The sequence below is a fragment of the Streptomyces sp. GDS52 genome (assembly GCF_052246875.1).
In the GTDB taxonomy this organism is placed as follows: Bacteria; Actinomycetota; Actinomycetes; order Streptomycetales; family Streptomycetaceae; genus Streptomyces; species Streptomyces cathayae.
Genome location: NZ_CM125966.1, coordinates 5892682 through 5906308 on the forward strand (window position 1 = coordinate 5892682; position 13627 = coordinate 5906308).

Below are 13627 nucleotides of genomic sequence, written 5' to 3' on the forward strand. Positions count from 1 at the left end.
CCCAAGGGTCTTGACGTAACCGGATGCTGACTGTGAGTGAAATATGATTCTTCTCGGCGTATGGGTGATGGGCGACGCGTACGGGTGAATGCGACAGTCGGTACGATGCCGGCGCTCCACTTCGCGGCACCCACGGGGGAACGTCATGTTCGGAATGGTCAGGCCCTGCCGGCATCGGCTCGGTGAACGCCTCACGGCTCAGTGGACGGCGCATCTGTGCGGGTTGTGCCTGGCGTTGCGCGGTGACCACGGGCAGCTCGCACGCGTGGTCACCAACTACGACGGGCTGCTCGTCTCGGTCCTGACGGAGGCTCAGGCGGTCCGTGCGGACGCCGGACGGCGCACGGCGGGGCCGTGTCCGCTGCGCGGCATGCGGACCGCCTCCGTCGCGCACGGCGAGGGCGCGCGACTCGCGGCGGCCGTCTCGCTGGTCCTGGCCTCCGCCAAGGTGCGCGACCATGTGGCCGACGGGGACGGGCTGCTGGCCCGCCGACCGGTGGCGCTCGCCGCTCGCCGCGTCGCCGCGAGCTGGGACCGGGCCGGGGCGCGGACCGGTTCGGCCGTCGGGTTCGACACGGCCGTCCTGGTCGACGCCGTCGACCGGCAGGCCGGCATCGAGGCCCTGGCCGGGCCGGGTACCCCGATCCTCACCGTCACCGAACCGACCGAGACCGCCACCGCGGCGGCCTTCGCGCACACCGCGGTGCTCGCCGGGCGCGCGCACAACGCCGGGCCGCTGGCCGAGGCCGGGCGTCTCTTCGGCCGGCTCGCCCATCTCCTGGACGCCGTGGAGGACCTGGAGGCCGACGCCGCGGCGGGCGCGTGGAACCCCCTCACCGCCACCGGAACCCCCCTCGCCGAGGCCCGCCGGCTCGCCGACGACGCCGTGCACGGCATCCGGCTCGCGCTGCGCGAGGTGGAGTTCGGCGACGGAGGTCTGGCGCACCGGCTGCTCGTCCACGAACTGCCCAACTCCGTCCACCGTGCCTTCGATACCGTTTCTTGTGCCCACGGCTCCGGCCCCTACGCCCCGCCCGGCGCACCGGGCATGCCCGGCGGCCCGGTGCCGCCCGAGCCGCCGCGCCGCGACCGGCGCGGGTTGCTCGCCGGCTGCGCGGTGTGGCTGGGGCTGGCCTGTACGTGCCAGATGTGCTGCGGCACGTACGGGGATCCCTGGAGCGGGGAGCGCAAGGAGGGGGTCTGTTCCCGGTACGACTGCGGCGGGTGCTGCGACTGCTGCAACTGTTGTGAGTGCTGCAGTCGCTGCGGTGAGGACGGCGGTTGCGACTGCGGCTGCGACTGCTGAACCGGCGTCCGGAGGGGCTCGTAGAAGCAACCGGAGGGGTGACTTCCGGCCATTTCCGGGGGCCTGCGCGCGGCGGTGACGCTGGGGTGTCGGCCGGTGACGCAAGGGGTGTGGCGGGTCAACCCGCACAGCCGGTTCAAAGGGTGACGTCCGAAAGGCACTCTTGCGCCGACCGGCCGTTCGGCCGAATACTCACCCCCAGCGCTTGTCAGGGGCACGGCATGTTCGGAATCCGGACGGCCTGCCCCCTGCCTGCGCCTCACGGGCCCGAACCCCACGGGGCCCCCTACTTCCTTTGTGGAGGAACGAGAAGTGAGGATCAAGCGCACCACCCCCCGCAGCGGCATCTCGAGACGCACCCGGCTGATCGCCGTCTCCACCGGCCTCGTGGCCGCCGCCGCGATCGCGATCCCCAGCGCGAACGCGTCCGAAGCACCCGCCACCTTCAGTTCCGCCGAGCTCAACAGCGTCAGCGGATCGGTACTGAAGGCCGACATCCCGGGCACCGCCTGGGCCGTCGACAGCAAGACCAACCGGGTCGTCGTCACGGTCGACAGCACGGTGTCCCAGGCCGAGATCGCGCAGATCAAGCAGCAGGCCGGTGCCGACGCCGACGCGCTGCAGATCAAGCGCACGCCCGGTACGTTCAGCAAGCTCATCCAGGGCGGCGACGCCATCTACGCGAGTAGCTGGCGCTGCTCCCTCGGCTTCAACGTCCGCAGCAGCAGCGGTGTCGAGTACTTCCTGACCGCCGGTCACTGCACCGACGGCGCGGGCACCTGGTACTCCAACTCCGCCCGCACCACGGCCATCGGCACGACCGCCGGCTCCAGCTTCCCGGGCAACGACTACGGCATCGTGCGCTACACCGGTTCCGTCAGCCGCCCCGGCACCGCGAACGGCGTGGACATCACCCGCGCGGCCACCCCGGCTGTGGGCACCACCGTCATCCGTGACGGCTCCACCACGGGTACGCACAGCGGCCGGGTCACCGCGCTCAACGCGACCGTGAACTACGGCGGCGGCGACATCGTCTCCGGCCTCATCCAGACCACGGTCTGCGCCGAGCCCGGCGACTCCGGCGGCTCGCTGTACGGCAGCAACGGCACCGCGTACGGTCTGACCTCCGGCGGCAGCGGCAACTGCTCCTCCGGCGGCACGACCTTCTTCCAGCCGGTGACGGAGGCCCTGAGCGCCTACGGCGTCAGCGTCTACTAGGCCTGCTGGAGCTGCTGGACCTGCTGGGTCGACGGACCAGCAGCGAGTCGCCCGTCCAGGAGGACGGACCGGGAGCCGGCCGGTACCACCGGCCCCCGGAGGTTCCACCGCAGCCGGCAGCACGACGAGCCCCCGCACGGCAACCGCCGTGCGGGGGCTCGCTCTTGTGGGGGTACGGAGCCGTCGGGGCCCTTGCGGAAAGCCCCGGCGTTCAGTCCGGAAGGTGCCCCCCGGTGCGGTCCCGGGACTCCACGGCGCCTCTCACGGTGAACAGCTGATCGGTTCTCGGTAGCGGCGCAGACCCCGGGCTTCAGTTCTGGGGACAGCCGCCCCATGATGATGGCCGCACCAGTCCACCGTCAGGTAGCTCCGCGCTGCATAGTTAGACCCGTGGCAGTTACCTTGCGCTCGAACGCGAACATCACGTTCCAGTGCGCCTTTCACGTGGTGTGGTGCCCGAAGTGCCGGCGCCGTGTGCTGGGCGGGCGGATCGAAGCGCGGCTGGAGGAGATCATCCGGGAGGTCGTGGCCGAGAAGGGTGCGTGGCTGGTCGAGTTGGAGGTCATGCCGGACCACGTTCACCTCCTGGTGGAGGTCGACCCGCAGTTCGGTGTGCACCGGCTCGTGAAGGCGGTCAAGGGTCGGCCCTCCCGCGTGCTGCGGGAGGAGTTCCCGGCGCTGAAGTCGCGCCTGCCCACGCTGTGGACCAACAGCTACTTCGTCGCCACTGTCGGCGGCGCACAGCTGGAGGTCGTGAAGAAGTACGTCGAGAACCAGAAAAACGTCTGAGGAGGGAGGTGGACCATGCTGGCCGGACGGAAGTACCGGCTCGGCCTCACGGCCGAGCAGGCGGAGATGGCGGAGGAGTTCGGGAACATCTGCCGGTCGGTGTGGAACACCGCTCTCGAACAGCGCCGCGAGTACCGGCGGCGCGGGGCGTGGATGAACTACGTCCCGCAGGCTGCCGAGCTGGCCGACGCCAAGCGCGAGTACGAGTGGCTGCGCGCCGCCCCCTCGCATGTCCTCCAGCAGACCCTGAAGGACCTCGACAAGGCATGCCGGACCCACGGCACATTCAAGGTCCGCTGGCGCTCCAAGGCCTGCTGGAACCCCTCGTTCAGGTTCCCCGCCGGGAACCTCGTCACAGTGGAACGGCTGAACCGCGCATGGGGCCGCGCGAAGCTGCCCAAGCTGGGCTGGGTCACCTTCCGCTGGTCCCGCCACCCCGGCGGCGAGATCCGCTCCGCCACCGTCTCCCGCAAGGCCGGGCACTGGTACATCTCCTTCCTCGTCGAGGACGGCATCCTCACCCCCGGGCGCCATGCGGGCACGCCAGTCGGGATCGACCGGGGCGTCGTCGTCGCGGCGGCCACGAGCACAGGCGACTTCCACGACCGCGAGTTCGTTACCGCCGGGGAGAAGTCCCGATACCGGCGTCTTCAGCAGCGTCTAGCCCGGTCGAAGAAGGGCTCGGCGAACCGCCGCAAGACCCTCGCAGCGATGAACCGGATCATGGGCCGGGTCACCGACAGGCGCGCCGACTTCTGCGCGCAGACAGCGAACCGGCTCACCACCCGCCACAGCGTGGTGGTGCTGGAGGACCTGCGCACGAAGAACATGACCGCTTCGGCCAGGGGCACGAAGGCAGAACCCGGCCGCAACGTCTGCCAGAAAGCCGGACTGAACCGGGCGATCCTTGACAAGGGCTGGCACCGCATGGAGCTGGCCATCCGCAACGCAGCACGCTCGACCGGCACCGAAGTGGTCCTGGTCAACCCCGCGTACACGTCGCAGACGTGCAACCGGTGCGGGCACGTGGATGCGAAGAACCGTGAGAGCCAAGCGGCCTTCGTATGCACGTCCTGCGGCCACCGGGACCACGCCGACGTGAACGCCGCGAAGAACATCTTCAGCGCGGCGGGACACGCCGTGCCAGCCTGTGGAGACCTCGCCGTTGGGCGGTCGGTGAAGCAGGAACTTCCGGGACCCCGCGAGGCAGTACCGGTCCAACTTGCTTTCGAGCTGGTTGGAATCCCCCGGCTTTAGCCGTGGGGAGGAAGTCAACTGTCAGTCCCCGCAGTCCGAAGGACGCCGTACGATCGCAGCCGGACGGGCGGGGACGCCGAACGCCTCGCAGAGCGCAGGAAAGACCAGAACGGAACTCCCGGTGCAGCGCGTTGAGGCAAAAAGTCCCGGCAAGGCCGGACGAATCAGGCCGGAATGCCTGGACTTCGGGCCAGGGAGCCGGTAAACGTCGAGGGACACATACCAGGACGCGCCGGGCGGCGCCGGTCGCGGGATCACCTGATGAGCCACTTCGGACCCTGGGGGCCGTGATGGTCGAGGAACTGGTGGCGGCGGGAGTGGTGCTGGCGTCCGTCGGAGCGGTCGGTCTGCTGTCGGCGGCGCGGGTCGTCAAGCAGTACGAGCGCGGGGTGGTCCTCCGGCTCGGCAGGCTCCGCCCCCAGGTGCGGGGGCCGGGGCTCACGCTGGTCGTTCCGTTCGTGGAGCAGCTGCACAAGGTCAATCTGCAGATCGTCACGATGCCGGTGCCCGCGCAGGAGGGCATCACCCGGGACAACGTCACCGTGCGGGTGGACGCGGTCGTCTACTTCAAGGTCGTCGACGCCTCCGCCGCACTCATCAACGTCGAGGACTACCGGTTCGCGGTCTCCCAGATGGCGCAGACCTCACTGCGTTCCATCATCGGCAAGAGCGACCTCGACGATCTGCTGTCCGACCGGGAGAAACTGAACCAGGGGCTGGAGTTGATGATCGACAGCCCGGCGGTCGGCTGGGGCGTGCAGATCGACCGGGTCGAGATCAAGGACGTCTCGCTGCCCGACACGATGAAGCGGTCCATGGCCCGGCAGGCGGAGGCCGACCGCGAGCGGCGGGCCCGGGTCATCAACGCCGACGCCGAACTGCAGGCGTCGAAGAAACTGGCCGAGGCCGCCCAGCAGATGGAGGAGACGCCGTCCGCGCTGCAGCTGCGGCTGCTGCAGACGATCGTGGCGGTCGCGGCCGAGAAGAACTCCACCCTGGTGCTGCCCTTCCCGGTGGAGCTGCTGCGCTTTTTGGAACGGTCCGCCCAGCCGCCGGCACAGGGCCCGGTGGAGCAGCGTCGGTCCACCCCGTCCCGCTCGAACGGGGATCAGGAAGAGGCGAATTCAAGCCAGGGTCAGACGCCCTGAATCACCCTGCGGGTTACCCGCTCGTAGTGTTTGCGGTGTGAAGCTGCCCGCGTGTCCATGACCTGTCAGGACATAGAGGGTGCATGGACGTTGCCGTACGTGCGTCCTGAAGTCGGCCTTGTGTGCTCCCTGTGGGCCTCGGAATAGTGGGCGGCGTTCAACCAGCAGGGGTGCGGCCTTTTTTGTGTGCCGCCCCCGTAGCCGTAAGCCTTCCGGTCCGTGAGGTCCCCACAACCTCCCGGACCGTCCCCCCCACAGGAGGTCGTGAGTTGAAGCACCGACGCATGCCCAGGCGGCGCGTTGCCATGACGGGTGCGGGCATCGCCGCGCTGGTCGCCGCGGGAGTCACCTTTCAGACTGCGAACGCCAGTGAGACCCCGGAGGTCTCCACGCCCCGGACTCTCTCGATCGCGGCGGCCGGAAACCTCGCCTCGACGCTCGTCGAGGACCTCGGCGCCGACGCGGCGGGAACGTACTACGACGCGAAGAGCAAGAGCCTCGTGGTGAACGTGCTCGACGAGGCCGCCGCCGAGACCGTCGAGGCGGCCGGCGCCGAGGCGAGAGTCGTGGCGAACTCCCTCGCCGAGCTGAAGAGCGCGCGCACCACCCTCACGCAGGACGCGACCATCCCGGGTACCTCCTGGGTGACCGACCCGACCACCAACAAGGTCGTGGTCACCGCGGACCGCACGGTCTCCGAGGCCGAGTGGGCCACCCTGACGAAGGTCGTCGACGGGCTCGGGGCCAAGGCCGAACTCCAGCGCACCAAGGATGAGTTCAAGACCTTCGTCGCGGGCGGCGACGCCATCACCGGAAACGGCGGGCGCTGCTCGCTCGGCTTCAACGTGACCAAGGGCGGCGAGCCGTTCTTCCTCACCGCCGGGCACTGCACCGAGGGTATCTCCACGTGGTCGGACTCCTCCGGCACCGTGATCGGCGAGAACGAGGCGTCCAGCTTCCCGGGCGACGACTACGGCCTGGTCAAGTACACCGCCGACGTGGACCGTCCGAGCGAGGTGAACCTCTATGACGGCTCCACGCAGGCGATCTCCGGCGCCGCCGAGGCCACCGTCGGCATGCAGGTCACCCGCAGCGGCTCCACGACCCAGGTGCACTCCGGCACGGTCACGGGCCTGGACGCCACCGTGAACTACGGCAACGGCGACATCGTCAACGGCCTGATCCAGACCGACGTCTGCGCCGAGCCGGGCGACAGCGGCGGCTCGCTCTTCTCGGGCAGCAGCGCGGTGGGTCTCACCTCCGGCGGCAGCGGCAACTGCACCTCCGGCGGTACGACCTTCTTCCAGTCGGTGACGGAGGCCCTCTCGGCGACCGGCACCCGGATCGGCTGATCCACCCGCGGTACCCGTAACACCCGCGGTACGCACACGGACGTCCCGTCCCTCTCTGCGAGGGGCGGGACGTCTTCCGTGTGTCCGCCCGGCGCGGGAGGTGCGGTCGCTGCGCGAAAGTCTGCCGCGCATCGCGCCCGACGGGGCGTTTTATCACCTTTGGTGACCCATTATCAGGTGACGCCGCACGCCGTCGGCGGGCGTGGAGATTTTTTACCGACCCGTAACTTCCCCGCAGGGCTACTCACCCGTAACTTGACGAGTGAACAACATCCTCGTGATCCGGGTCACAGGGCGCAAGGCCGTCGCACTCTCCCCTCGACGTGCAAGGAGATCACACGATGCTGCCCTGGAAGCGAGTGGCCAGACCGCTGGCCGCACTCCTGCTGGCCGCCGCGGCCGTCACCGTCCCCACCACCGGTGCCCACGCCGCGGCTTCATCCAGCTCGGGCTGGAACGACTACACCTGCAAGCCGTCCGCCGCCCACCCCCGCCCCGTCGTCCTGGTCCACGGCACCTTCGGGAACTCCGTCGACAACTGGCTGGGCCTCGCGCCCTATCTGAAGCACCGCGGCTACTGCGTCTTCTCCCTCGACTACGGTCAGCTCGCCGGTGTCCCCCTCTTCCACGGCCTCGGCCCCATCGAGCGGTCCGCGGAACAACTCGACGCCTTCGTCGACAAGGTGCTCGCCGCGACCGGCGCCACCAAGGCCGACCTCGTCGGGCACTCGCAGGGCGGCATGATGCCCCGCTACTACCTCAAGTTCCTCGGCGGGGCCGACGAGGTGAACGCCCTCGTCGGGATCGCGCCCAGCAACCACGGCACCACCCTCGGCGGCCTCACCAACCTGCTGCCCTACTTCCCGGGCGCCGGGGACCTGCTGAACGAGACCACCCCCGCCCTCGCCCAGCAGATCACCGGCTCCGCCTTCCTCGCCAAGCTGAACGCGGGCGGCGACACCGTGCCCGGCGTCCGCTACACCGTCCTCGCCACCCGGTACGACGAGGTGGTCACCCCCTACCGCAGTCAGTACCTGAGCGGACCGAACGTACGCAACGTCCTGCTCCAGGACCTGTGCCCGCTCGACCTGTCCGAGCATCTGGCGATCGCGCTGTTCGACCGGATCGCCTTCCACGAAGTCGCCAACGCCCTCGATCCGGCCAACGCCCGACCCACCACCTGCGCTTCGGTGTTCAGCTGACACGTGTAGCAGGTGACACGTGTAGCAAGTGGCATGTACAGCCGGTGACCCGTGCGGTCGCTGAGACGCATGCCGGGGGCCTGTCCGGCCTGAGCCGCCGGACGGGCCCCCGGGTACGGGCGGAGTCGGATCAGCGGCCGTTGCGTCCGCTCGCCGTGCGCCGCCGGTTGGAGGCGAACAGCGCCGCCGAACCGAGCGCCAGCGTCGCGGCTCCGCCGACCATCAGGTACGGGGTGTTCCCATCGCCCCCGGTCTCCGCGAGGTTCTCCGAAGCACCGGCCGCCTTGGGCTGGTTGGGGGCGGCCTCGGTGGTGTCGTCGGGGGCGTCGCCGGCCGCCGCGCCGGAGCCGTCGTCCGTGGTGTCACCGGTGGTGCCGTCGGCCGCCGGGGTCGGCTGTGCCGTGGTGTGCGGGTCGTCGTCCCCGTGCCCGTGGTTCTCGATGGTCGACTTCTCGGCGCCCTCCTCGACCTGCTCCTCGGAGGGGGCGGAGGCGGCCGGCGCCGGGGCGGCCGCGCTCTTGGGCGTGTCGCCGCCGGACGCGGCGCCGCTGCCGGCGGTGTTCTTGTTCGCGGTGCTTCCGCTCGTCCCGCCGAACGTGACGTCCGAGCAGGAGTAGAACGCCTCCGGGCTGTCCGAGCGCTGCCACACCGCGTACAGCAGCTGCTTGCCGGAGCGCTCGGGGAGGGTGCCGGTGAACGTGTAGAAACCGCCGGAGGCGGCCGGGTCGGTGGAGGTCGCCACCGGGTTCGCCAGATCCAGGTCGCCCCAGCCCAGCGGCTTGGACGGGTCGTAGCCGGGCTTGGTGATGTACACCTCGAAGGTGCCCTTGTGAGGGGCGGTCACCCGGTACTTGAAGGTGTACGAGCCGCTGCTCACCGCAGTGGTCGGCCAGTCGTCGCGGACCAGGTCGAGTCCCTTGAACGCCTCGTTGTTCGCACTGCAGAGCTTGCCGTCGGGGATGAGCTCCTCGTGGCGTCCGCCCGCGTCGCCGATGCGCACGCCGTTCCAGTCGTAGAGCGCCTGGGTGCCGCCGGCCGCGACCGCCGCCTGGCACGCCGCCGACTTCGGGCTCTCCGGTCCCTCGGCGAAGCACTGCGCGACCCTGCTGACCGGGTCGCCCATCGAACCGTGCGCGGCCGCCGGTGCGGCGGACAGCCCGGTCAGGGCGAGCGGGACGATACCGACGGCGGCGACGGCGGCCTTGCGGCGTGCGGTCATGGGGCAGCAACTCCTCGGAACGATCACTGGACTTGGGGGGAATCCCGTGGGGGGACGGGTCAGAAACTAGCCCCAGGGAACAGTGGAATCGCCTGGCAGAGGCTGTGCGAGGAGATCCTTATGGCCGCGTTAAGGAAGCGCTCAGGCTGAGATCAGGTAGCAGCCCGAGCGGCGTGACGGACGCCGCCGACCGGAGGGGCTCAGCCGTCCGGCCACCAGGTGCGGGCGATGTCCTCGCGGATCTCCGGGCGTGCGGCCGGGCGCTCGTCGGTCTTCTCGCGGATCCGGCGGGCTTCCGTCTTCTTCGGGGGCTTCTGTGCGGTGACACGGCGCATGGCTGCCTCCTTCGGGGTCCACGGACACCGCGGTCTCGCAGGGGTGGACCTTTCGGGGGAGAGTTCCTCATCGGTCCCGATCTGTCTGTGGCCCCGGTCACGAATCGATTGTCAGTGGCAGCTGCCACTCTTGCCCCATGACCGACGAGAGTGACGTCACGGGCACGGCGGGTGTCGACTGGGACCTGGCGGCCGCGGCCTTCGACGAGGAACCGGATCACGGGCTGCGCGATCCCCGGGTGCGCGAGGCCTGGGCCGGGCGGCTGCGTTCCTGGCTGCCCGCCCGGGCGGGCGATGTCCTGGACCTCGGCTGCGGCACCGGCAGCCTGTCCCTGCTCGCCGCAGCGCAGGGACACCGGGTGATCGGAGTCGACCGGTCCCCGGCCATGGTGGCGCTCGCCCGGGAGAAGCTCGCCGGACGTGACGCGGTGTTCCTCGTCGGTGACGCCGCGGCGCCACCGACGGGGGAGCGGCGTCACGACGTCGTTCTCGTACGGCATGTGCTGTGGACGCTGCCCGATCCGGCCCGGGTGCTGCGGCACTGGCGGGGGCTGCTGCGTCCCGGCGGCCGGCTGGTGCTGGTCGAAGGAGTGTGGGGCACGGTGAGCCCCGTCGGCATACCGGTGGACCGGCTCACCTCGCTCCTCGCCCCGTTCGCCGGACACCTGCGGGTCGAGAGGTTGTCGGACGAGACGGCACTGTGGGGGAGGGAGGTGGGCGACGAACGGTACGTGGTGGTCGCGACGCCGGAGTGAGGTGAGCCCGGCCGGGCCCGGCTCCTCAGCTCAGGAGCGCGTCGAAGCGGTCCTCGCGGGCCCGGGTCTCCAGTTCGTCGAGGGCGGCGACGGCGGCGGCCGCCGCACGGGGGTCCGTCTCCGGGAGGCCGCTCGCCGCGAACTCGTCCTCGTCGAGCCGCCGTACGTCCGTGCCGTCGGCGGAGCGCCACAGGTCCAGGTCGAGGTCCTCGACCACCAGCTCCGTACCGGTGAGCACGGCCGGGCGGGTGATGTCGCAGTAGTGGCCCTTGAGGGTGCCCCCGGCGGTGCGCACCTCCTTCACGGAGTACCACCGGTCGCGCCAGTAGTGCTCGGTGAAGACGTCACCGGGTTCGAAGCGGACGAAGCCGAAGTCACGGGTGCCGTCGCCCGCCCAGGGGGCGCGCACGGTGATGCGGGCGCCGTCGTCGGAGAGGAGGTCGGCGGGATAGCGGATCTTGGTGCGGCCCGCCTTGACGAGGACGACCTCGACGCGTGCGGGGCCCTCAGCCGAGTTCGCGGACATGGCGTACCTCCGTTGCGCAGATTTCGTAGCCGAACCACTTGTTGATCGCGATCATCGGTTCGTTCCCGGTGTCGTTGCCCGTGAAGGCCTCCGTGCACCCGGCGGCGCGGGCGCGGTGCAGGGAGGCGTTCTTGGCGAGTTTGGCCAGCCCCCGGCCGCGGTGGGCGCGGGCGGTGCCGGTCATGGCGGTGCCGTAGCGGCCGTCACCGTCGGTGTGGACCGCGGTGAAGGCGGCGGGGGCGCCGTCGACCACCGCGACCGTGGTCAGGGCGGGGTCGAGCAACGGGTGCCGCCAGGTCTCCTCGAGCCATGCCCCGTAGTCGGTGGGCTCGGTGTCGATGTCGCTCGGTTCGTCCGACGAGGTCTCCGCGTCCAGGACGAACAGCGGGTGCGGATCGTCGGCGAAGTCGGCGCCGGTGCGCAGTTCGACGCCGGGCGGCGGATCCTGGAGCGGCGGCAGGATGCCGTTCGTCAGGTCCAGCCGCAGGAAGTACGCGGACCGGCCGGCCCGGTAGCCGCGCCGCTCGGCGAAGGCGCGGTTGTCCGGCGCGTCCATGACCCAGGTGTAGACCTTGTGGGCGCCGAGGGCGGCCAGGCGTTCCTCGACGGCGCGCAGCAGCAGCGACCCGGCGCCGCGCCGGCCCCTGTCCGCCCGTACGTAGACGCTGGCGGAGCCCTGGCCGGGCTCCGGGCTGTCGTGGGCGAGGCTGAGCTGGACGACACCGATGATCTCCCCGTCCTCCTCGGCGACGAGCTGCCCGAAGTGGGCGTCGGGGTGGGAGCGCCGCAGATGGTGCAGCACGGACTCGGGGGTGGACAACATGAAGGGGACGGCGAGCCTGCGCACACGGGAGAACCCCTCGGCGTCGGCTCGGACTTCGGGGCGCAGGTCGCGCACGATGATGGCCATGAGGGCGCACGCTACGGGGGGACGCGCTGGGACTGCCTCCTATTTTCCGCCGGGTGCGGGACAATCGGGTCGTGACCCTGAAGATCCATATCGACGACAGCGCGCCCCCGTACGAGCAGGTGCGGGCGCGGATCTCCGAGCAGGCGCGGTCGGGAGCCCTGCCGGTGGGCTACCGGCTGCCGACGGTGCGGGGCCTGGCCGAGACGCTCGGCCTCGCCGCGAACACGGTGGCCAAGGCCTACCGCGCGCTGGAGGCGGACGGCGTGATCGAGACCCGCGGCCGCAACGGCACGTTCGTCGCCGCCGCGGGGTCGGCCGCGGAGCGGGAGACGGCGTCGGCGGCCCAGGCCTACGCGGAGCGGGTGCGGCGGCTCGGGCTGAGCGAGGAAGCGGCCCTGGCCGCCGTACGGGACGCGCTGCGGGCGGCCTACGGGGGATGAGTCGCGGGGGCGGCCCAGGGGAGGCGGCCGCGGGCGGCTACAGGTACAGCCCCGCCTCCGCCTTCCCGCGTGGTTCCGGCAGTGCCGTCGGGGAGGTTCCCCGGCGCAGGGCGTACAGCTCGGCCAGGGTGGCGCCCTCGCGGCCGACGCCGTCCTCGTGGCCCAGCCAGTTCACCGCCTCCGTCCGGGTCAGCGGCCCCACCTCGATGCGGGCGAGGCAGCGGCCCGGGCGGACGACGGCCGGATGGAGGCGCTCCAGGTCCTCGTTGGTGGTGACGCCGACCAGGACGTTGCGGCCCTGGCCGAGCAGCCCGTCGGTGAGGTTGAGCAGCCGGGACAGGGCCTGTCCCGCGGTGTGCTTGGCCTCGCCGCGGATCAGCTCGTCGCAGTCCTCCAGCAACAGCAGCCGCCAGCGCCCCTTGCCCGCCGCGTCCTCCTCGCCGATCGCGATGTCCATCAGGTAGCCGACGTCGGAGAAGAGCCGCTCGGGGTCCAGGACGCAGTCCACCTGGCACCAGTCCCGCCAGGAACGGGCCAGGGTGCGCAGCGCGGACGTCTTGCCGGTGCCCGGCGGACCGTGCAGCAGGAGCAGCCGGCCCGCGATGTCCTCGGGCGTGGTCTTCATCAGGCGGTCCATCGCGTGGGCCACCGGCGCGGTGTAGTTGGGCCGGAGCTCGTCCCAGGTGCCCGCGGAGATCTGCCGTGTGGTGCGGTGCGGACCACGGCGCGGGGAGACGTACCAGAAGCCCATGGGCACGTTCTCCGGCTGCGGTTCCGGTTCGTCCGCCGCACCGTCCGTCGCCTCGTCCAGGATCTTCGCCGCGAGTTCGGCGGTGGTCGCGGTGACGGTGACGTCGGCGCCCCGGTTCCAGCGGGAGACCAGCAGCGTCCAGCCGTCGCCCTCGGCCAGGGTGGCGCTCCGGTCGTCGTCCCGGGCGATGCGCAGCACCTCGGCGCCGGTGGGCAGCAGGGTCGCGGCGGAGCGCACCCGGTCGATGGTGGCCGCGTGCGAGAACGGCTGCTCGCCCGTTGCGAAGCGGCCGAGGAACAGCGCGTCGACGACGTCGGACGGGGAGTCGCTGTCGTCGACGTTGAGCCGGATCGGCAGGGCGTCGCGCGGGTCTGCAGGCATGCCGCCATGATCGGTCACCCGGGTGCCCCGCGCACCCG

Annotated in this window: 14 protein-coding genes; 9 read left to right on the plus strand and 5 right to left on the minus strand. The window is 71.0% G+C overall.

The window, feature by feature from the left end; translation table 11 throughout:
* The first annotated feature begins 145 nt into the window (after nucleotides 1–145).
* The 7 genes from ACTWJ9_RS26880 to ACTWJ9_RS26910 all read left to right on the plus strand — a co-directional run bounded on the left by ACTWJ9_RS26880 (nucleotide 146) and on the right by ACTWJ9_RS26910 (nucleotide 8272).
* Nucleotides 146–1306, plus strand: coding sequence for a DUF5685 family protein (locus ACTWJ9_RS26880; RefSeq protein WP_443294867.1), 1161 nt, complete (start codon nucleotides 146–148; stop codon nucleotides 1304–1306).
* Nucleotides 1307–1618: 312 nt separating this feature from the next.
* Complete coding sequence (locus ACTWJ9_RS26885; protein ID WP_279336849.1) at nucleotides 1619–2524, plus strand: S1 family peptidase; 906 nt, start codon at nucleotides 1619–1621, stop codon at nucleotides 2522–2524.
* A 390-nt stretch (nucleotides 2525–2914) separates the two neighbouring features.
* Nucleotides 2915–3313 carry an IS200/IS605 family transposase gene (gene tnpA, locus ACTWJ9_RS26890; protein WP_443294868.1) on the plus strand — a complete coding sequence of 133 codons (399 nt, stop codon included), beginning with the start codon at nucleotides 2915–2917 and terminating at the stop codon, nucleotides 3311–3313.
* 15 nt (nucleotides 3314–3328) lie between these two features.
* The gene (locus tag ACTWJ9_RS26895; protein WP_443294869.1) at nucleotides 3329–4570 is read left to right on the plus strand and encodes an RNA-guided endonuclease InsQ/TnpB family protein; all 1242 of its coding nucleotides are present in this window, start codon (nucleotides 3329–3331) and stop codon (nucleotides 4568–4570) included.
* 290 nt (nucleotides 4571–4860) lie between these two features.
* Nucleotides 4861–5718, plus strand: coding sequence for a slipin family protein (locus ACTWJ9_RS26900; protein WP_279336852.1), 858 nt, complete (start codon nucleotides 4861–4863; stop codon nucleotides 5716–5718).
* A 269-nt stretch (nucleotides 5719–5987) separates the two neighbouring features.
* Entirely contained in the window at nucleotides 5988–7070 is a 1083-nt protein-coding gene (locus ACTWJ9_RS26905) for a S1 family peptidase (protein WP_443294870.1), read from the plus strand.
* Nucleotides 7071–7411: 341 nt separating this feature from the next.
* Nucleotides 7412–8272 (plus strand): esterase/lipase family protein, encoded by an 861-nt coding sequence (locus ACTWJ9_RS26910; protein WP_443294871.1) that lies wholly within the window; start codon nucleotides 7412–7414, stop codon nucleotides 8270–8272.
* 130 nt (nucleotides 8273–8402) lie between these two features.
* On the opposite strand, the gene ACTWJ9_RS26915 is transcribed toward ACTWJ9_RS26910, so the two are convergent.
* Together ACTWJ9_RS26915 and ACTWJ9_RS26920 are read right to left on the minus strand one after the other, a co-directional pair.
* Nucleotides 8403–9491: a lytic polysaccharide monooxygenase gene (locus ACTWJ9_RS26915; protein ID WP_279336854.1), complete on the minus strand. Its 1089-nt coding sequence runs from the start codon at nucleotides 9489–9491 to the stop codon at nucleotides 8403–8405.
* A gap of 200 nt (nucleotides 9492–9691) precedes the next feature.
* Nucleotides 9692–9826: a hypothetical protein gene (locus ACTWJ9_RS26920; protein WP_279336855.1), complete on the minus strand. Its 135-nt coding sequence runs from the start codon at nucleotides 9824–9826 to the stop codon at nucleotides 9692–9694.
* Between the two features lie 137 nt (nucleotides 9827–9963).
* Between ACTWJ9_RS26920 and ACTWJ9_RS26925 the strand changes: the two genes are divergently transcribed.
* Nucleotides 9964–10581, plus strand: coding sequence for a class I SAM-dependent methyltransferase (locus ACTWJ9_RS26925; protein ID WP_443294872.1), 618 nt, complete (start codon nucleotides 9964–9966; stop codon nucleotides 10579–10581).
* A gap of 25 nt (nucleotides 10582–10606) precedes the next feature.
* Here ACTWJ9_RS26925 and ACTWJ9_RS26930 read toward each other — a convergent pair whose 3' ends face one another.
* On the minus strand, nucleotides 10607–11107 hold the full coding sequence (locus ACTWJ9_RS26930; RefSeq protein ID WP_279336857.1) for a DUF402 domain-containing protein: 501 nt from the start codon (nucleotides 11105–11107) through the stop codon (nucleotides 10607–10609).
* The gene (locus tag ACTWJ9_RS26935; RefSeq protein ID WP_387041590.1) at nucleotides 11088–12017 is read right to left on the minus strand and encodes a GNAT family N-acetyltransferase; all 930 of its coding nucleotides are present in this window, start codon (nucleotides 12015–12017) and stop codon (nucleotides 11088–11090) included. The genes ACTWJ9_RS26930 and ACTWJ9_RS26935 overlap by 20 nt, the downstream gene beginning before the upstream one ends.
* 71 nt (nucleotides 12018–12088) lie before the next feature.
* On the opposite strand from ACTWJ9_RS26935, the gene ACTWJ9_RS26940 reads away from it, so the two are divergent.
* Entirely contained in the window at nucleotides 12089–12457 is a 369-nt protein-coding gene (locus tag ACTWJ9_RS26940) for a GntR family transcriptional regulator (protein WP_279336859.1), read from the plus strand.
* Between the two features lie 37 nt (nucleotides 12458–12494).
* Here ACTWJ9_RS26940 and ACTWJ9_RS26945 read toward each other — a convergent pair whose 3' ends face one another.
* On the minus strand, nucleotides 12495–13589 hold the full coding sequence (locus ACTWJ9_RS26945; protein WP_387041593.1) for a DUF5925 domain-containing protein: 1095 nt from the start codon (nucleotides 13587–13589) through the stop codon (nucleotides 12495–12497).
* Nucleotides 13590–13627: the final 38 nt, after the last annotated feature.